This is a genomic window from Microcystis sp. M31BS1, assembly GCF_020245285.1.
In the GTDB taxonomy this organism is placed as follows: Bacteria; Cyanobacteriota; Cyanobacteriia; order Cyanobacteriales; family Microcystaceae; genus Microcystis; species Microcystis panniformis.
This window is the reverse complement of record NZ_JADBVE010000121.1, coordinates 1-17,948: the sequence shown is the minus strand read 5'-3', so window position 1 is coordinate 17,948 and position 17,948 is coordinate 1. Positions and strand designations below refer to the sequence as shown.

Here is a 17,948-nt window from a genome sequence, read left to right as displayed (position 1 = left end):
TCAGACTCCCAACGTCTTAATGTCGATACGCTTACACCTTTTAATTTAGCCGCTTCTGATATGGTCAACTTACTCATAGAACGATTATAGCATAAGTCATGAGTAATTTTGAATAGTATTAGTTAGGTTTTTGGTTTCTGTATTTAACCCTGCTGTCAAGGCTTGTCAAGTTCTAGAAAAATTTTCTTTTCGGGCCGGGTAGCGGTTTTCCTCCATGGCAGAAAAATAAACTTCCCCTAGGCCCTGTGTGGGAAGCTTGAGGAAAGCTGGGCTAGGGGAAATAATTTATTCCTTTGCTGGATTAACTTTAGCATATAACTCTCATTTGTCAGGACTATAACAGCCAGATGTCAATTCTGTGACAAATGCGAGTTTTCAGTTTACTGATTGCTGGTGACTGATTACTGGTTACTGTCGTCCACTTATTTTCTGAGAATTCTAGAGGTACTTGTAAAGATTTGTTACAAGGAGACGGGGAGAAATCTGCGGACAGGGAGACAAGAAAGGATTATCGACGGGGATCAAGGATTTCAGTAGGAAATTGGATTGGGGATCAAGGGAAACCGATTGTAAAGTTTTCGATACATCTCGCCGATTCTTGTAATAGTTCGATACATATAACATAGATAATCAGCGATGATTGTAAATTTATATTGCGAATAGCTCATCTTCTTCGGTGTTTTCCCTATACTGGTTCTCATCAACTTTGAGCCGACGTGCAGAAAAGTTAGACCACCAAGTTTGTAAGAGGTCAGGAAGATGCAATTAACCGCAAGAAATAACTGGGGCCACGTTTCTTTAGCAATGCTAAAAAGCTTTCTTCTCTGGAGTTTCGTCCTCACTGTCTGTTTATTAGTAGTGGGATTTCCTTTAGTAGTATTAATGATGACAGTGGGGGCATTGTCGGCGATTATCTTACAGTCGGTTTTACCGGTTAGTTCCGTGCTTTTAGTGGCGGGAATGATTATTGGTATTAACATTTTGGCTATCCTAATTAGTGCCGCTTTGTTAGCAGCAAAAGGTGTTCATCCCCATGAAGTTAGCTGGTTGCACTGGTTACACGGTGAGGCAAAAACTTCTCATCAAGCTGTTTATGCTTCTTGTCCCCTAACTTGCGGGATGATTCATTAAATCTGATTTTCTTACAGTGGAATTACTTACCTTTTTTCTATTTAGATTTATTTAAGTTTTCAACTGCTTTATCGGTTGACTATACAGATTCCAAGCTAGTGGAACCCGGTTTTACCGGGTTTTTTCATTGCTATTTAGCTAAAGCAGTTATCTGAATGGTGAGGTACGAAGTTTTCGTTTTGGGGGGTAGGTCTTCGCTCAAATTAGGTTAAACTTCATCTATTATGAGAAAGGCTGTGACTGAATATTAGGAAGATAGGGAGATGAGTAGGTGGGCGGAATTAAATATAAGATGAACGTAGGTTGGGTTGAAGCATGAAACCCAACGCTCGATTATGTTACGCTACCGCTAACCCATCCTACAAATAATTGTACTAGGAAATTTATTTTGCAAGACTACTTAAACAGTAATCAGTTAACTGAAAACTCACATCTGATCACTGATCACTGATAACTGATCACTGATAACCGGTATAATGGGCGAGAAAACCGGAAAAAATCGATGTCTAGCCTTCCAGAAACCGAAAATCCCAGTTACAAGGCCATCTTAGCGGCATTAAACCATTTAATCAGCGTTGTTGCCCGTTTACGAGACCCAGAAAGCGGCTGTCCTTGGGATTTAGCCCAAACCCCGGCAACCCTAATTCCCTACGTTATCGAGGAAGCTTATGAGGTGGTAGCGGCGATTAAAAGCGGTGATAAAACTGCCATTGCTGAGGAATTAGGCGATTTACTGCTACAGGTGGTTTTACAAGCCCAAATTGCCAGTGATGAGGGTAATTTTAGCCTAGAAGAAGTGGCTAGAGGCATCACTGATAAATTAATTCGTCGTCATCCCCACGTTTTCGGGGATCTATCCCTAGAAAATCCCGAACAGGTGCGTCAAAATTGGGAGAAAATCAAAGCTGAGGAAAAAAATGACCCGACTATTAGTGGCAAATTAACCCGTTATGCCCAAACTTTACCACCCTTGATCGGGGCGATGAAAATTTCTCGGCAAGCGGCGCGAGTCGGTTTTGAGTGGGAAAATATCGCGGGAGTCTGGGAAAAATTTGGCGAAGAGTTGGCAGAATGGCAAGAGTCCCTAGAATCGGGCGATAAAGAGCATCAACAGGCCGAATTAGGCGATTTACTCTTTACTATTGTCAATCTTGCTCGCTGGTATGATTTAGATCCCAGTATCGCTTTACAAGAGACTAATCTGCGTTTTATTCAACGTTTTTCCCTAGTGGAATCTGTGGCAGAAAAGCCTCTCCATGACTATACACTAGAGGAATTAACAGTTTTCTGGCAGCAAGCGAAAGCTAAGTTACATCAACCATCATCTGGGCAATAATGCAAGAGCAAGAAATTAATAAGGACAAATCCAAGAGTTTTTGGGCTTCTATTCGAGAAAATCTGCAAATTATCACTATAGCTTTAGTTTTAGCCTTACTGATCCGCACTTTTGTGGCTGAACCTCGTTTTATCCCCTCTGATTCTATGTTACCCACTTTAGAACAAGGCGATCGCTTAGTGGTGGAAAAGCTTTCCTACGATTTCCATCCTCCTCGACGGGGGGATATCGTCGTCTTTGAACCGCCGGCACAATTACAATTACAGGGATATCAAAAGGATCAAGCTTTTATTAAAAGAGTGATTGCCACCCCAGGGGATGTGATTGCTGTCAAGGAGGGCAAAATTTATCTGAATAATCAACCCTTGGCAGAGGATTATATTCTAGAATCCCCTCAATATAATTTAATGCCTTTGCTCGTGCCAGAAAATAATTTATTTGTGATGGGAGATAATCGCAATAATAGCAATGACTCCCATATCTGGGGGTTTTTACCGGAAAATAACGTGATTGGTAGGGCGGTTTTTCGCTTTTTTCCTTTTAATCGTTTGGGGATTTTAGGGGGGAATCGCTAACAGGAATTTTTAGTCCTGACGATGTTGAACAATTAAGACGGAACAGGGGGCATGATGGAGAACATAATTACTCACACTACCTAAGAATAACTCTCCTAGACCCGAGCGCCCACGCCGACCGATAACAATTAAATCAATATTCTCCTCTCGCGCCACTTTACAGATAGTTTTGGCGGCATGACCGTAAATTTGCCGGTATTCTCCCTTTACACCCATTTCTGCCGCCTGATTAGCTCTTTTTTGCAACATAGCCGCCCCTTTCTGCTCGAATTCTTCCCATTGTTGCCGCCAAAAATCAAGAGTGAGATCATTACCCTGGGCGGGGTAAATATCGGCTAAATTGGGTGGAATCGGTAAAGGGCTATAATCTTCCTCAGGGGAAAGGACGTGCAGTAGTAGGAGGTTAGCTTCGTACTTACTGGCTAAGGATACAGCCTCCTTAAAAACACTGTCCCCCATCTCCGACAAATCTACTGCTATCAAGATTTTTTGATACATTTTTCAGCCTCTGCAACCATGCCTTATTTAACGGAATCCGACGCTATTAGGAATGCGATCGATCACTTTTGCCATTTTCCCATTCTTTGGTTAGATACGGAAGTGGCCGATTACAATAGCAAGACTCCCCGTTTGTCTCTGATTCAAATTCTGGCTGATTCCACGGACTTAACGGGGGAGCGGGTGACAATTTTGGATGTTCTCGAACGACCGGATATTACTGACTATTTTATCACTAAAATCCTGTTGCTTGACCGGATAGAAAAGGTTTTTCACAATGCTAGTTATGATTGTCAATTTTTGGGCGGTAAGGGCAAAGTTTAAAAAATTACCTGTACCCTAGAGTTAGCTAAAAAGGTTCCCTACTATATTGCTCCTTTACCCAATTATCAACTGAAAACCCTGGCTGAATTAGGTTATACTTAGTATTTATGAGAAAGGCTGTAATAGCTAGAAAAAATTGCTTGCGGGGATAATTTCAATGACTGTAAAGATCGCTTATCTGGGGCCAGTGGGAACCTATTCAGAAACAGCCGCTTTAGCATATGCTAACAGTTTAGCATCCCAGCCTCATCAATTAATACCCTATCCTAGCATTGCCCTGGCCTTGCGATCGGTTGTCCAAAATCAGGCCGATTTAGCAGTGGTCCCGGTGGAAAACTCCACCGAGGGAAGTGTGGTAATGACTCTTGATGCTTTATGGCAATTACCTGGGTTACAGATTCAACAAGAATTAGTTTTACCGATTTCCCATGCACTTCTATCTCCTCGACAATCGCTAACAGAAATTACCACCGTTTATTCCCATCCCCAAGCTTTAGCTCAATGTCAAAAATGGCTAGAAAATAATTTGCCTACCGTGCCGATTATTCCTACTAATTCTACCACAGAAGCGATTCAAATTCTCGATCGAGAGGCCAATTCGGCCGCTATTGCTTCTCCCCGGGCAGCAAAACTGTATCATGTACCAATATTAACACAACCAATTAATGATTATCCCGATAATTGTACCCGTTTTTGGGTAATGGCTTTAACTTCCCATCCCCAAGGGGAGCGAATGTCCCTCGCTTTTCAGGTTTTAGATCAACCTGGTGCTTTAGTCAAACCTTTAGAAGTTTTTGCCAAACGTCAGCTTAATTTATCTCGTATTGAATCGCGACCAACTAAACGATCTTTAGGGGAATACATATTTTTTATCGATCTAGAGATTAATCTGGATCAACAGCATTTAATCGCAGAAACTTTAGAAGAATTAACAAATTATACCGATGCGATCGAGGTTTTTGGTTTTTATCAGGTAGTTAATTTACCCGTAGAAAGTTTAGAGGAATTATAAACTAAGTTGCCCAGAAATTACAGTAGTTAAATAGAGATATTTTAGCTTTTAAGAGAGGGAAGAATCGGCAAAGATGAGTTTTCCTCTGGTGGAGTAAAATCAAGCTTTCTTTCCCCCACCAGAGGAAGAATAATTTCCACAGTTGTTCCTAAACCTTGACCTTGACTAAAGATAGTAATATCTCCCCCCATCATTTTCATAAAATTCTTAGAAATAGCTAATCCTAAACCCGTACCGCTAAATTTTCTAGTTGTGGAACCATCAATCATCACAAAAGGACGGAATAATTTTGATTGCTGCTGGGGGTCGATACCGATTCCTGTATCGATTATAGTGATAATAGCCTGTGGATGTTCTAGGTGAGTTATCAGAGAAATAGTTCCCGTTTCGGTAAATTTAATTGAGTTAGAAATAACATTCAAAATTACCTGTTTAAATTTAGTTGGATCAGCATAGACTACTGGATTTTCTTGACAGAAAAGTAAATTTAATTTTAAGTGCTTACCTTGCAGCGAGGCTGTTTGTAAATTAATAACTTCATTGATAATTTGGTGTAAATATACTGGTTCAGGATTAACGGAAAGTTTGCCCGCTTCTATTTTAGCAATACTGAGAATATCATCAATAATTTCCAAAAGATGTACGGCTGAATTATCCGCTTGTTGCAGATATTCTTTTTCCTCCTCCTCACTATTACAAAATCCATCCATAACGCAACGAATTGAGCCAATAATACCATTGAGAGGGGTGCGTAATTCGTGGGAAGTATTCGCCAAAAATTGGTTTTTTAATTGATTAGCATTTTCCGCTTCTTGCCAACTCTTAACTATTTCCTCTCCCCAAAGACGTAAACGTTCGAGCATTTCCTCTAGGGCCGACGCTAACTGATTAATTTCTCGAATATTAAAGTTTTGTGGTGTAATCTTTTCGGAGGGAATTTTCTGAATATTTAAGGCATAATCTCGCAGTTTTTCTAAAGGTATAGCTAAATCCCTAGCAATGAGTACAATAACTACTAAATAAGCTAATAATAAACCAGAAATTAGATAAAAAATTGCCTCCCAAATTTGTTGTAGAGGAGCCAGAGCTTGGGAGAGGGGACTAATGGCTAAAACTATCCATTTTTGGGATGATTCTCCCGTAACTGGACTGGGAAGGGAGCTATAACCAGCGACTAATTCTTTGCCATCTTTCTCGAAAGAAAATAAATGCAAGAAATTTTGTTTTCCTCGGATAGCATTATTGATAATACTATTTAAGCGTTCAGCATCAGCTTCTTGACTGATATGGCTACCAATGCGATCAAAATAGGGATGAGCGAGAATAATGCCATTTTCAGAAATAACCACGGGATAACCTGACAAAGAACCGGGTAAAACCTTCTCACGGTAAAGTAGAGAAGTTTGCAGAATCAGACTAGATTGTAATTGTCCTTGATTATCGTAGATGGGAACAGCAAAAACTAATTCTAATTGACGATTATTATTGGGAGATTTTCTTAAAAGTTGTCGAGGTAAACTTCTAATTAAAATATTTTCCATATTTCCAGCAAAGCTAGTCCGTTTTTTTGTCCATTTTTCCAGAGGCAAAACTTTGATAGTTTCTGGGTCACAGGCTCGATTTAATAAAGATTTCTTGGTCTTAATATCAATTAACTCCAGACAGTTAATCTGATTAGGAAGCTGGTCGGTGAATTCTTGTAAAAAAGTTTCTTTTTCGGCTAAGGTTCCCTGTTTTAAAACCAGACTCTCACCCGCAGTGATTAGATTGGCCCGCAAAAATTGAATTGATTGCTCAATATTGTCTGCTTTTCTGATGGCACTTTCGGTGAGATTTTGACGGGCCGTTTCCAAAAAAGCCGATCGCGCCTTACGATAGGTGACATAAACTCCCATCAGTAGTACAGGTACACTGACTAGGAGTAAGCGAGAGAGCAGAATACGACGAAAGGAGGATTGACCGATAGACATGGGCGAAAATTGCTTTGATTCTTGCTATCAAACTCCAGACTATACTAGCCTATTCACCAATCAGACTGGGTGATATCCCCGAGCATTTGCCATGAATCGTCCTCACACCACCGTTATTTTAGCCATGAGTGCCGATGGTAAAATTGCCGACGCCTACCAGTCAGCGGCCAGATTTGCCTCTGCTACCGATAAAATGCGTCTAGAACAACATTTATCGCGCATGGATGCCGCTTTATTCGGTGCTAACACCCTGCGCGCTTATCACACCAGTCTTCCTATCCGTCATGGCGATTTTCTCGCATACCGTCAACAACGGGGATTATCTCCGCAGCCGATACAGATCGTTTGTTCTTATTCAGGACAGCTTGATCCCCAGATGAAATTTTTTCAGCAGCCTTTCCCGCGCTGGTTAATCACGGCAGCGGAAAAAGTGGCGGCATGGGAAAATCGGGGTTTATTTGAGCTTGTCTTAGTCTGCGGCGATTGGAAGGCTATTTTTAGTCAATTTACCGCCCTAGGTATCAAAAAACTGGCGATTCTGGGAGGAGGTGAATTAATTGCCTCTCTTTTAGCTGAAGATTTAATCGATGAAATCTACCTAACCATTTGTCCGTTGCTGTTAGGAGGCAATAAAGCGGCAACTCCCCTGGGAGGAACTGGATTTCTGGCAGATTCTGCCAGAAAATTACGACTTTTGAGCGTGGAAACCGTGGAAGCAGAAATTTTCCTACATTATTCCCTTGAACGAGATTCCCACAAATCTCAAAACTAGATTACCTTAAATAAAAAGGTTGACTTATCTTGTCCCATGGTAGAACAGCTTAAACCTCAATATTCTGTCGCTTGGATTGATAAAATGAGTGAGATTCCCCAACAAAAATGGGATGCTCTCGCTCAACCCCTAACTACTCCCTTTCTAGAGTGGGAATGGTTACATAATATCGAAACTTCTGGCAGTGCCACGGGACGCACCGGGTGGCAACCGGCTCATCTCACAGTTTGGCGCGGTGCTGAGTTAATTGCCGCCGCTCCTTTGTATATTAAAAGTCATAGTTACGGTGAATTTGTCTTTGACCACCAATGGGCAGATCTTTCCCATCGTTTGGGGATTAGATACTATCCGAAACTGTTAGGAATGACCCCTTTTACTCCGGCGGTAGGTTATCGTTTTTTAATTGCTCCGGGGGAAAATGAACTGGAGATTACGGCTTTAATGATAGCGGCAATTGATCATTTTTGTGATCAAAATAATCTGTCGGGTTGTCATTTTCTTTTTGTGGATCCCCAATGGCGAATTTTAATGGAAAATTTTGGCTTTACTCCCTGGTTACATCATAGTTATATTTGGAATAACAAAGGGTTTCAAAATTTTGAAGATTATCTGACGGTTTTTAATGCTAATCAACGCCGCAATATTAAACGGGAACGGAAAGCGGTGACTAATGCGGGGTTAATTATTAAAACTCTGGCTGCCGAAGAAATTCCCCATCATTTGTTCCCGTTAATTTATCGGTTTTATAGCAGTACCTGTGATAAATTTTACTGGGGAAGTAAATACCTGACACAGAAATTTTTTGAACAATTATATCCGAATTATCGTCAGCGAGTGGTTTTGATTACTGCCTACCAAAATGAAAAGGATACTAAACCCGTGGGTTTATCTTTTTGTATTCGCAAAGATACTAATCTTTATGGTCGTTACTGGGGCAGTTTTCAGGAGTACGACTGTTTACATTTTGAAGCTTGTTACTATCAACCGATCGATTGGGCAATTAGTCAAGGTATTACCATGTTTGACCCTGGAGCGGGAGGACAACACAAAAAAAGACGGGGGTTTCCCGCTACTGCTAATCATAGTTTGCACCGTTTTTATCATGGCAAAATGAATCAAATTCTCCGCAATTATATCCAAGAAATTAATCAAATGGAACAGGAAGAAATCGAGGCAATCAATCAAGATTTACCCTTTTCTAAGAGAGAAATTGAGTTGAACGAGTAATTTAGATAGGGTTTGTCCCTATTAGTGCAATCAACTATGAATACGAGGTTCTGGGTGCAGATTGGCTAAAATCTCACTTTCGATCGCCGCTAGGGTTTCTAAACGTTGCTCGATCACTGTACGTTCAAAATAATCCGCTGCTAATAGCCAGTAAATACCATAATGACGCGCTTCGGAAGCCATTAAACCGCGATAAAATTGAGCTAATTGAGGATCGGGACAATACTCTCCCAATAAACCCAATCTTTCGTGGGAACGCGCCTCGATTAAAGCTGATATTAACAGCGAATCCAAAAGGCGATCGGGTTCTTGGTGACGAATCTGCGCCTTTAATTTAGCACCATAAGGGGGAGAATTTAAGGGAGCGAGGGGAATTCCCCATTTATCTAACCATTGATTTACCTGTTCAAAATGTTCTAATTCCTCTTGTGCGATCGCTGTTAATTTCCGCACGAGGGAAGCGTAGGAAGGATAACGAAACATGAGATTTAAGGCCACTCCTGCCGCTTTTCGCTCACAATGGGAATGATCGAGCAGAATAATCTCTAAATTATTAATTGCCTGTTCTATCCAATCCTCAGAGGTGGCACTGACTAATAAATTAATCTTTCCCATCGTCGCTGATTCCAATTTGCTGCCTCTTTCACCCTAACCCAAAAAGTCAAATATTTGCCGAAAAAAGCAGACTTTGCCATTCTAAAAGTACAGGAATCGGGATGTTAAGATGACGGGGAGCCTCTAGGGGTAGGGAAAGTTCGATCGCTTCAGTAACGGGTAGCTGCGGTAAGATATCCTGCATCTCGTATTGACCGACGTTAGCTGCTGGTGATTTTTCGGCAAAAGCATCCTTAGCCGCTAAAATTTCGCCTTTAGCTGTCGTTATCGTCAATCTTTCTCCATGGAGAAACTCAATCCCTTCAGGAAATCCCACCAAGCGCAAACTAATTTCTAGGGTTTCCCCATCCTTAATTCGTTTGAACAACACCACCTGCCAAGGACTACCTGTATCATCGCGCAAACTATGACGGGATTGATACAACAGCTGCCCTGGCCCCTCTAGCTGTTGTCGAGTTAGAGCTAGTGCAGACAAGGAAACATCAATCTCAAAGCTGATAAACAGCAAAAAACTCACGAGAACACAAAATAATAATAGAAATCGTTTCATAACTTTATTGACATAATAGATAAAATATGAGATCAACTTTGCACCCTTAGCCAAGCTAAGGCAATTGTATCGCCATATAGTTATACTAGCATACTGTTTAAAAGGGATAGGAGAGTGGGCAGCACCAAAGCTAGGTCGAGGAAGTTTGAGCATTTGTACTAAAATTTCCCATATGCAGTTTAAATGCAGTACAGCTGATCAAAAACTAAGGACACGGCTTCTGTGATAGCCTAGATGATTGGTGAAGCATAAACACGGCCAATCAATCAGATGGATTTTTTACTTGAAGTCGGTACAGAAGAACTACCCGCAGATTTTGTCGATAGCGCGATCGCACAATTGCAGGAAAGAGTTAGCAAGAGTTTAGAGACGGAATCTCTGGATGCGACTGCTATTCAAGTTTACGGAACCCCGCGCCGTTTGGCCGTGTTAATCACAGGATTACCGAAGGAGCAAGAAGCTCGCAGCGAGGAGATAAAAGGACCGCCAGTTAGTGCCGCCTACAAAAATGGCCAAATTACCCCCGCTGGTGAGGGTTTTGCTCGAAAACAGGGAGTTAGCACCGCTGCTTTCTCCATTCGTGCCACAGACAAAGGAGAATTTGTCTATATTGAAAAAACGATTCCGGGTCGTCCAACAGCCGAGATTTTAACTGAATTAATTCCCCAATGGATTACCCGTTTGGAAGGAAGACGTTTTATGCGTTGGGGAGATGGAGATTTAAGATTTCCCCGGCCAATTCGTTGGTTATTAACTTTAGTGGATGGGGAAGTTTTGCCCCTAGAATTAATTAATGGCTCTACCACTTTAACCAGCGATCGCTTAACTTTTGGTCATCGCATTCTACACCCGCAATCCCTAGCCATTAGTCACCCCCAAGCATATTTAACCAGTTTGCGATCAATTTTTGTGGAAGCGGATCCGCAAGTGCGTCAACAGATAATTACTGATCAGATTACCACCCTGGCTAAAAAACTCCAGGGAGTGGCAGAAATTCCCGCCGATTTATTAGCAGAAGTGACTAACTTAGTCGAATATCCCACGGCAATTGTCGGCAAATTTGACGATGAATTTCTGGAATTACCCCCGGAAGTAATTATTACCGTGATGGTGACACATCAGCGTTATTTCCCAGTGAAAACTCCCCAGGGTTTGTCACCCTATTTTATTACTATTTCCAATGGCGATCCCCAGAAATCTGAGATTATCTCCGCGGGAAATGAAAGGGTTATCCGCGCACGGTTAGCTGATGCCAGATTTTTCTATACTGCCGATTGTGATGAACCCTTAGATAGTTTTCTTCCCCAACTGGAAACCGTCACTTTCCAAGAAGAATTGGGAACCATGCGCGATAAAGTCGATCGGATTATGGAAATTGCCCAGATGATTGTCGAACAGTTAAATCTCGATGAACAAAGTCGCAGTGATATAGAGTCCACTGCCATGCTTTGTAAAGCGGATTTAGTTACCCAAATGGTCTATGAATTTCCAGAATTACAGGGAGTAATGGCCGAAAAATATGCTTTAATTAGTGGTGAATCGGCTATAGTTGCCCGGGGCATTTTTGAACATTATCTGCCTCGCAATGCCGGGGATTTACTCCCGGAAACAATCACTGGTCAAGTGGTGGGAATTGCTGATCGCTTGGATACTTTAGTCGGTATTTTTGGACTGGGAATGCTGCCCACTGGTTCCTCAGATCCCTTCGCTCTCCGTCGGGCTGCCAATGCAATAATTAGTATTATCTGGTCAGCCAATTTTAATATCAATCTTTTGGCATTAATTGAGCAGATAGCTAAGGATTTTGTTACCTGTCATCCCGATAAACCCAACCCTGCAAATCTGATTAAAGATTTCTTTTTACAACGTCTGCAAACTCTCTTAATTGATGATTTGAGGATAGATTATGATCTCGTTAATGCAGTTTTAGGGGAAAACGATCCAGAGTATAAGTCTCGCGCTTTAGAAAATTTATTAGATACCCGTGAACGCGCTCGCTTTTTATGCCAAATTCGTCAGGATGGTCAGTTAGCCAACATCTATGAAACCGTCAATCGCTCGACCCGTTTGGCACAAAAAGGAGATTTAGATACAACTACCCTAGAAACCAAGGGAATCATCAATAGGGAGTTATTTGAACAATCCTCCGAACAAGCATTTTATGACGCTTTAATTGCCCTAATTCCCGAAACTATTAGCGCAAGAGAGCAAAGAGATTATCAGCGTCTTGTCACTGCTTTAACGGCAATTTCTCCCCTGGTGGCTGACTTTTTTGATGGCGAAAATAGTGTATTAGTCATGGCAGAAAAAGAATCCGTCCGTCGCAATCGTTTAAATCTGTTGGGTTTACTGCGAAATCACGCCCGAGTCTTAGCAGATTTTGGGGCAATTGTCAAGGGATAATTCAGTTATCAGTTATCAGTTATCAGTTATCAGTTATCAGTTATCAGTTATCAGTTATCAGATTTGAGTTTTGGCTCTTCTAGGTTCTGTGTGATCAGTTTAACTTACCATAGAAGTGATCGATCTTTGTGTCCTTTGTGTCTTTGTGGTTCGTTCCACCCCCTCGCTAGGAAGAATGTATCTTATGAATACATTTTACCCACCAAATCCAAGAGAGCCGAGTTTTCAGTTCACTGATTACTGTTCACTGTTCACTGAAAACACTTCCTAATTCATAATTCATAATTCCCCACTGCTCACTGATTGCTGCTCACTGATAACTGAAATGGCCGATTCCGAACTACAGCAACAAGTCCAAAGATTACATCGACTGACGGTATGGGGTCGTTGGTTATTCGTGTTGGGTTGTTGGTTAGGGATTGGTTCGGTTAGTTTATGGGTTTTACGGGATGATATAGCCTTAATGCGGCAATATTTTACTTGGACAGCCGTAAGATATGCTTTAGCTTTCAATTACTGGTCTTCTATCGGTCTAGCCTTTTGTTTTGCCATGACAGGAGCAGTATTAGTCTGGCAAAGTCGCAATATTATTTTAGGACTTTCCCCCAGAGAAAAACTGCGCTTAGAGCAACGGGTGCAGAAAATTCGGGCCGAAGGGTCGCGTCATCCCCTCTGGCGCTGGATACTAAAAAGCAGGGAAAAAGACTTACAATGATAAGGCTTTGCTGAAAGCTGACGGCTAGAACCCACACTAGATATAATTCTTTACTCAACAACTATTGACTTTTGAATCCACTTATGACCGTGACTCCCCAAGCTCCTCCGAAAACTCGCCGCGTGGTTTTTCCCTTCACCGCTATTGTCGGCCAGGAAGAAATGAAATTATCCCTAATGCTCAACGTCATCGACCCCAAAATTGGCGGGGTGATGATTATGGGGGATCGAGGTACGGGAAAATCGACCACAATTAGGGCTTTAGCTGACCTTTTACCAGAAATTGACGTAGTTGCTAACGATCCCTTTAATTCTGACCCCAATGATACCGATTTAATGAGCGATGAGGTGCGGCAAAAGGTGGATGAATCCATTCCCTTGACCATTGCCAAGAAAAAAGTGACGATGGTAGATCTGCCCCTCGGTGCGACGGAGGATCGGGTCTGTGGCACGATTGACATCGAAAAGGCCCTGTCAGAAGGGGTAAAAGCTTTTGAACCTGGTTTGCTGGCCAAAGCTAACCGCGGCATTCTCTATGTGGATGAAGTCAATTTACTTGACGATCACCTCGTCGATGTGCTATTGGATTCGGCCGCTAGTGGTTGGAATACGGTGGAACGGGAAGGAATTTCCATCCGTCACCCGGCCCGGTTTGTTTTGGTGGGATCGGGCAACCCAGAAGAGGGAGAATTGCGCCCACAACTGCTCGATCGCTTTGGAATGCACGCCGAGATTCACACCGTCAAAGAACCACCTCTACGGGTCAAAATCGTGGAACAGCGTGCGGAATTTGATGGCAATCCCCTCTCGTTTTTAGAGAAATATAACTTAGAACAGGAAGAACTGCAAAGAAAGCTCGTGGAGGCCCAAAATCTTTTGCCTTCTGTGGAGCTTGATTATGATCTGCGGGTGAAAATTTCCGAGGTTTGTTCCGAGTTGGACGTGGATGGATTGCGCGGCGATATCGTTACCAATCGCGCCGCTAAAGCTCTGGCCGCTTTGGAAGGACGGACAACTGTGACGGTAGATGATATCCGTCGGGTAATTGTTCTCTGTTTACGTCATCGTTTGCGGAAAGATCCCTTAGAATCGATCGATTCTGGTTATAAAGTCTTGAAAGCTTTTAATCGCGTCTTTGGATTAGAGGAAAATTCCTAAACCTAATTCCCCCTCTCTGCGAAGAGAGGGTTTTTGACTGGATTGAGAGATGAAGGCCAAAAAGGGCTAGATGTGGCCGAATAAGCTAGAATTTTATCGATCGCTGTTATTCTCTGGGGGAATGTCGATGTGGGTTGAAAGTATAACACTCGAAAACATTAAATGCTTCCAGAATCAAGAGATTAAATTTATTATTCGTAATCCCGATAATAAACGTCGTCAGGATGCTAAACCTTATCATTGGATCACTTTATTAGGAGAAAATGGAGTAGGAAAAAGCACGATTTTACAGGCTTTAGCTTTACTGCTCGCAGGACCAGAAGCAGCCAAAGAATTATTACCACGTCCGACTGGTTGGATATGTAATCCTAAAACACCGGGTAAATTAACCGCAGTGCTTCATCAAGAAGATGGGGATGCGGGAAAATTTGGTACGGATAAAACTCGAAAAACTTTTGCTTATTCCTATTTTGTTACAGGCAAGGAAAGGTTAGAGTTAGGAGGCAGTAAGGACAAACAAACCTATACAGAACCGGCATTAATCGAAGAAAATAGCAAAATTTTGAGTTGGTTGCGAGCCAATGCTTTTGCCTCCGATAATCATGGTTGGTTTGCCGTCGGTTATGGAGCTTTCCGTCGTTTGACACGAGTGAGTCAAGTGATTATTCCTAGTCTTGAACCCCCGCAACGCTCTAGCAACTTTTTCAGCCAATTTAATGAGGATACATCTTTAAGTTCTTTTGAGAGATGGATGGTGTATTTAGATTATCGAATAGCCAAAAATCCTGAAGATAGTCAAGCCAAACAAATGAAAAAAATCGGCGAAGAAGCAATTACTAAACTGTTACCTGGTAATGTAGAAATTGCTGAAGTAACTGCCGATGGCTTGATTCAGTTTCTAGTTAACGGTCAAAAAGTTCCAACCATTAGTTTATCCGATGGTTTTCGGAGTATGATTGCTTTAGCTGGGGATTTAATTTGGCGATTATTACAATCCTTCCCCAATCTAGATAACCCCACAGAGGCTTCTGGAGTCGTCTTAATCGATGAGTTAGATATTCATTTACATCCTTCTTGGCAAAGGGAAATTGCTGGATGGTTACAGGAAGTTTTTCCCAAGCTTCAATTCTTTGTCGCTACTCATAGTCCTTTAATCGCTGCCGGTGCGGGGGAAAAGTCTTTAACCCTACGAATCGATCTGGTAGAGGGTGAATTAGAGATTGTAGAAATTCCTTATTTAGAATTAGCGGCTAATGTTGATCGTACTTTAACAAGTGCTGCTTTTGGTTTGAAATCAACCTATCCCACTGATACAGAAAATAAAATTAAGCGTTACCACCAACTAAATCGTAAAAATAAAAATCTGGCAGCAGAAGAAAAGGAAGAATATGAACAACTGTCATTATTTGTTCGAGAAGTTAAACCCTTTAGCGAAATTAGTCAACCTAATAGTTTAGAATCCCGAATTGATGCCTTACTAGAGGAGCGTTTATCTTGATTCCTGTCACCAGAATATCAGAGCCACCCGTATTAGCTAAAAATGCCGCTCGTTGGCTAGAGGCTTTAGAATCAATAAAATCAAACAACAAGGCAACTAAAGCTGACATTAACAAAGCACAAAATAAATACAGTCATCCGCAAGTTAAAGAAGCATTAGTTAAAATGTTTAATGGGAAATGCGCTTACTGTGAAAGTAAGATTACAGTGGTAACTTACGGAGCGATCGAACATTTTTATCCAAAAAGCCAGTATCCTAATCTGACTTTTACTTGGGAGAATTTACTGCTTTCTTGTGATAAATGTAATGATGTTAATCACAAAGGCACAAATTTTCCTCTCGATGATATCACAGGAAATCCTCTGTTAATAGACCCCACGGATGGAGTAACCGATCCGAATACACATCTTGAATTTGTTTGGGATGAAATGGCAAAATTGGCCAGTGTTTATGGTCGGGATCGGCGTGGTCAAATTGTTGAAGATTTGTTCGATCTCAATGGTATGCGTGGACGAAAAGAATTAATTAACTATCGTAGTCAATATATTAAAAAGTTGTTAGCATTATTACGTTACGCAAAACAAGGAGACTCGGAGGTTTTATCTGTACTGCAAGAAGCTTGTCAACCGGGAGCGGAATATTATGCTTTTGCTAGTATTTATATACTGCCTCATTTGCCTCCCTAAAATCAAGGGTAATTATTATCTACAGTCTGAAAAACAAAATTTATCGCTTATTATTCTCACCTTACTTGCTATTTATGTCTCGTCCTGTTGTTTATTTTGCCGTTACTAATCATGGTTTTGGCCATGCTGTCCGCAGTGCTTCGGTGGTAGCTAATATTATTGAACTTAATCCCGAAATTTTGCCGATCTTAGTCACCACGGCCCCGCGCTGGTTATTAGATTCCTACATATCTGGAGAATATATTCAAAGACATCGGGGGTTTGATGTGGGAGTAATCCAATCGGATAGTTTAACGATGGATAAATTAGCTACCAAAGAAAAATTAGAACAAATAATTGCTCAATCAAGGGCAATTATTGCCAGTGAAGTTAATTTTATTAAAACTAATCGTGTGGGTTTAGTTGTGGCTGATTTACCGCCTTTAGCGGCACTAATTGCCAAAAGTGCGGGGCTTCCTTGTTGGATGATCGGTAACTTCGGCTGGGATTTTATCTATCGTGATTGGGGTGAAGAATTTGCCAGTATTAGTGATTGGATTAGTCGTTGTTATAATCAATGCGATCGCTTGTTTAAACTGCCTTTAGCAGAAGCAATGACAGCATTTCCCCATGTTACCGAGGCAGGTTTAACCGGGGGTACACCTCGCTACAGTGAAGAAGAATTGCGACAGGAGTTTAAGCTAAATACCCCTAAAGAAAAAACTATTTTATTGAGTTTTGGGGGGTTAGGATTAGAAGCAATTCCCTATGATAACCTCGCCAGTTTTCCCGATTGGCAATTTATCACTTTTGAAAAAAACGCGCCCGAACTGCCCAATTTAGTCCGCTTACAGGATAAACCAGATCGGAGCTATCGTCCTGTGGATTTTATGCCCCTGTGCGATCGAATTATTTCCAAACCGGGATATAGTACCTTTGCCGAGGCTTTAAAATTAGAGGTTCCGATTGTTTCTCTGATGCGAGAAGGTTTCGCCGAATCAGCGATTTTATTGGCTGGAATCCAAGATTATAGTTATCATCAAATCATTAGCAGTGAAGAATTTTTTCAGGGTAATTGGGACTTTTTACGCCAAGCCCCCCAACCGCCAAGATTAAAGGTTAAACTGCCTAAAGATGGTGCAGAATCGATAGCAAGAGCTATCGTAGAATACTTTGAGAGGTGATAAAAATGATTAACTTAGCCAATTTAACCTCGGATGATTAGCGGTGAATTTAGTTATCGGTCAGCCGTCCCTTATTTATTTAACAAAGTCCTAGAAACCAGCCAAATTACCGCACTATTTTTTGATAATCACATTCGGGATAAGCTCTCTTATTCTTTGTGTGATCAGTTTAACTTATATAGGGTTTGCTGAAAAAGTAAAAAACAAAAACTCTCAAAAATCAGCCCGAATTTAAGATAAGTTTTTCTGTTGAGAAATCAGCTTTTTTATCATCTTTTCTAATCAAAGAGGGATGAATAAAGCTAAATTTAGATGT

At 41.4% G+C, this 17,948-nt stretch carries 18 protein-coding genes and 1 pseudogene; 14 read left to right on the top strand and 5 right to left on the bottom strand.

The features are described 5' to 3' along the window. Window positions 1–77: MerR family transcriptional regulator (locus IM509_RS06965; protein WP_272079391.1), on the bottom strand; the 77-nt coding region annotated here is incomplete at its 3' end. A gap of 682 nt (window positions 78–759) precedes the next feature. On the opposite strand from IM509_RS06965, the gene IM509_RS06960 reads away from it, so the two are divergent. The 3 genes from IM509_RS06960 to lepB all read left to right on the top strand — a co-directional run bounded on the left by IM509_RS06960 (window position 760) and on the right by lepB (window position 3,042). Beyond that, the gene (locus IM509_RS06960) at window positions 760–1,131 is read left to right on the top strand and encodes a hypothetical protein (protein ID WP_002760125.1); all 372 of its coding nucleotides are present in this window, start codon (window positions 760–762) and stop codon (window positions 1,129–1,131) included. A 502-nt stretch (window positions 1,132–1,633) separates the two neighbouring features. After that, entirely contained in the window at window positions 1,634–2,467 is an 834-nt protein-coding gene (gene mazG / locus IM509_RS06955) for a nucleoside triphosphate pyrophosphohydrolase (RefSeq protein ID WP_052276929.1), read from the top strand. Then, complete coding sequence (gene lepB, locus IM509_RS06950; protein ID WP_002770106.1) at window positions 2,467–3,042, top strand: signal peptidase I; 576 nt, start codon at window positions 2,467–2,469, stop codon at window positions 3,040–3,042. The genes mazG and lepB overlap by 1 nt, the downstream gene beginning before the upstream one ends. Window positions 3,043–3,051: 9 nt before the next feature. Here lepB and IM509_RS06945 read toward each other — a convergent pair whose 3' ends face one another. After that, window positions 3,052–3,540: a universal stress protein gene (locus tag IM509_RS06945; protein ID WP_002770104.1), complete on the bottom strand. Its 489-nt coding sequence runs from the start codon at window positions 3,538–3,540 to the stop codon at window positions 3,052–3,054. 18 nt (window positions 3,541–3,558) lie between these two features. Between IM509_RS06945 and IM509_RS06940 the strand changes: the two genes are divergently transcribed. Continuing rightward, window positions 3,559–3,864: a ribonuclease D gene (locus IM509_RS06940; RefSeq protein WP_072924041.1), complete on the top strand. Its 306-nt coding sequence runs from the start codon at window positions 3,559–3,561 to the stop codon at window positions 3,862–3,864. Window positions 3,865–4,021: 157 nt separating this feature from the next. Beyond that, complete coding sequence (gene pheA, locus IM509_RS06935; RefSeq protein WP_052276927.1) at window positions 4,022–4,876, top strand: prephenate dehydratase; 855 nt, start codon at window positions 4,022–4,024, stop codon at window positions 4,874–4,876. Window positions 4,877–4,917: 41 nt separating this feature from the next. On the opposite strand, the gene IM509_RS06930 is transcribed toward pheA, so the two are convergent. Next, on the bottom strand, window positions 4,918–6,846 hold the full coding sequence (locus IM509_RS06930; RefSeq protein ID WP_072924039.1) for a sensor histidine kinase: 1,929 nt from the start codon (window positions 6,844–6,846) through the stop codon (window positions 4,918–4,920). 91 nt (window positions 6,847–6,937) lie between these two features. On the opposite strand from IM509_RS06930, the gene IM509_RS06925 reads away from it, so the two are divergent. Together IM509_RS06925 and IM509_RS06920 are read left to right on the top strand one after the other, a co-directional pair. Continuing rightward, window positions 6,938–7,618: a RibD family protein gene (locus IM509_RS06925; RefSeq protein WP_072924036.1), complete on the top strand. Its 681-nt coding sequence runs from the start codon at window positions 6,938–6,940 to the stop codon at window positions 7,616–7,618. A 36-nt stretch (window positions 7,619–7,654) separates the two neighbouring features. Further along, window positions 7,655–8,845, top strand: a complete 1,191-nt coding sequence (locus tag IM509_RS06920) for a GNAT family N-acetyltransferase (RefSeq protein WP_052276924.1) — start codon at window positions 7,655–7,657, stop codon at window positions 8,843–8,845. A gap of 30 nt (window positions 8,846–8,875) precedes the next feature. On the opposite strand, the gene IM509_RS06915 is transcribed toward IM509_RS06920, so the two are convergent. After that, window positions 8,876–9,460: a MiaE family protein gene (locus IM509_RS06915; protein WP_052276923.1), complete on the bottom strand. Its 585-nt coding sequence runs from the start codon at window positions 9,458–9,460 to the stop codon at window positions 8,876–8,878. Window positions 9,461–9,506: 46 nt separating this feature from the next. Next, window positions 9,507–10,010 (bottom strand): DUF3122 domain-containing protein, encoded by a 504-nt coding sequence (locus IM509_RS06910; RefSeq protein WP_044034850.1) that lies wholly within the window; start codon window positions 10,008–10,010, stop codon window positions 9,507–9,509. Window positions 10,011–10,280: 270 nt separating this feature from the next. Between IM509_RS06910 and glyS the strand changes: the two genes are divergently transcribed. From glyS to IM509_RS06880, 7 genes and pseudogenes are all read left to right on the top strand, one after another. Beyond that, entirely contained in the window at window positions 10,281–12,413 is a 2,133-nt protein-coding gene (gene glyS / locus IM509_RS06905; RefSeq protein WP_052276922.1) for a glycine--tRNA ligase subunit beta, read from the top strand. 90 nt (window positions 12,414–12,503) lie between these two features. Then, window positions 12,504–12,691 (top strand): annotated as a pseudogene (locus IM509_RS24330) (hypothetical protein). Window positions 12,692–12,738: 47 nt separating this feature from the next. Next, window positions 12,739–13,128, top strand: coding sequence for a hypothetical protein (locus IM509_RS06900; protein ID WP_185237107.1), 390 nt, complete (start codon window positions 12,739–12,741; stop codon window positions 13,126–13,128). An 83-nt stretch (window positions 13,129–13,211) separates the two neighbouring features. Next, on the top strand, window positions 13,212–14,285 hold the full coding sequence (gene bchI, locus IM509_RS06895) for a magnesium chelatase ATPase subunit I (RefSeq protein ID WP_052276920.1): 1,074 nt from the start codon (window positions 13,212–13,214) through the stop codon (window positions 14,283–14,285). A 70-nt stretch (window positions 14,286–14,355) separates the two neighbouring features. Continuing rightward, on the top strand, window positions 14,356–15,783 hold the full coding sequence (locus tag IM509_RS06890) for an AAA family ATPase (RefSeq protein WP_260441229.1): 1,428 nt from the start codon (window positions 14,356–14,358) through the stop codon (window positions 15,781–15,783). Continuing rightward, entirely contained in the window at window positions 15,780–16,469 is a 690-nt protein-coding gene (locus IM509_RS06885) for a retron system putative HNH endonuclease (protein WP_185237109.1), read from the top strand. Before IM509_RS06890 ends, IM509_RS06885 begins: the two co-directional genes overlap by 4 nt. Window positions 16,470–16,543: 74 nt before the next feature. Then, entirely contained in the window at window positions 16,544–17,632 is a 1,089-nt protein-coding gene (locus tag IM509_RS06880; protein ID WP_052276917.1) for a glycosyltransferase family protein, read from the top strand. Window positions 17,633–17,948 lie beyond the last annotated feature (316 nt).

Bases quoted from the DNA above. Each gene is read 5' to 3' on its own strand.
- IM509_RS06945 (WP_002770104.1), bottom strand. From the start codon at position 3,540: ATGTATCAAAAAATCTTGATAGCAGTAGATTTGTCGGAGATGGGGGAC.
- IM509_RS06940 (WP_072924041.1), top strand. From the start codon at position 3,559: ATGCCTTATTTAACGGAATCCGACGCTATTAGGAATGCGATCGATCAC.
- IM509_RS06930 (WP_072924039.1), bottom strand. From the start codon at position 6,846: ATGTCTATCGGTCAATCCTCCTTTCGTCGTATTCTGCTCTCTCGCTTA.
- IM509_RS06900 (WP_185237107.1), top strand. From the start codon at position 12,739: ATGGCCGATTCCGAACTACAGCAACAAGTCCAAAGATTACATCGACTG.
- IM509_RS06925 (WP_072924036.1), top strand. From the start codon at position 6,938: ATGAATCGTCCTCACACCACCGTTATTTTAGCCATGAGTGCCGATGGT.
- IM509_RS06890 (WP_260441229.1), top strand. From the start codon at position 14,356: ATGTGGCCGAATAAGCTAGAATTTTATCGATCGCTGTTATTCTCTGGG.
- bchI (WP_052276920.1), top strand. From the start codon at position 13,212: ATGACCGTGACTCCCCAAGCTCCTCCGAAAACTCGCCGCGTGGTTTTT.
- IM509_RS06880 (WP_052276917.1), top strand. From the start codon at position 16,544: ATGTCTCGTCCTGTTGTTTATTTTGCCGTTACTAATCATGGTTTTGGC.
- IM509_RS06920 (WP_052276924.1), top strand. From the start codon at position 7,655: ATGGTAGAACAGCTTAAACCTCAATATTCTGTCGCTTGGATTGATAAA.
- mazG (WP_052276929.1), top strand. From the start codon at position 1,634: ATGTCTAGCCTTCCAGAAACCGAAAATCCCAGTTACAAGGCCATCTTA.
- glyS (WP_052276922.1), top strand. From the start codon at position 10,281: ATGGATTTTTTACTTGAAGTCGGTACAGAAGAACTACCCGCAGATTTT.
- IM509_RS06960 (WP_002760125.1), top strand. From the start codon at position 760: ATGCAATTAACCGCAAGAAATAACTGGGGCCACGTTTCTTTAGCAATG.
- IM509_RS06915 (WP_052276923.1), bottom strand. From the start codon at position 9,460: ATGGGAAAGATTAATTTATTAGTCAGTGCCACCTCTGAGGATTGGATA.
- pheA (WP_052276927.1), top strand. From the start codon at position 4,022: ATGACTGTAAAGATCGCTTATCTGGGGCCAGTGGGAACCTATTCAGAA.
- IM509_RS06910 (WP_044034850.1), bottom strand. From the start codon at position 10,010: ATGAAACGATTTCTATTATTATTTTGTGTTCTCGTGAGTTTTTTGCTG.
- lepB (WP_002770106.1), top strand. From the start codon at position 2,467: ATGCAAGAGCAAGAAATTAATAAGGACAAATCCAAGAGTTTTTGGGCT.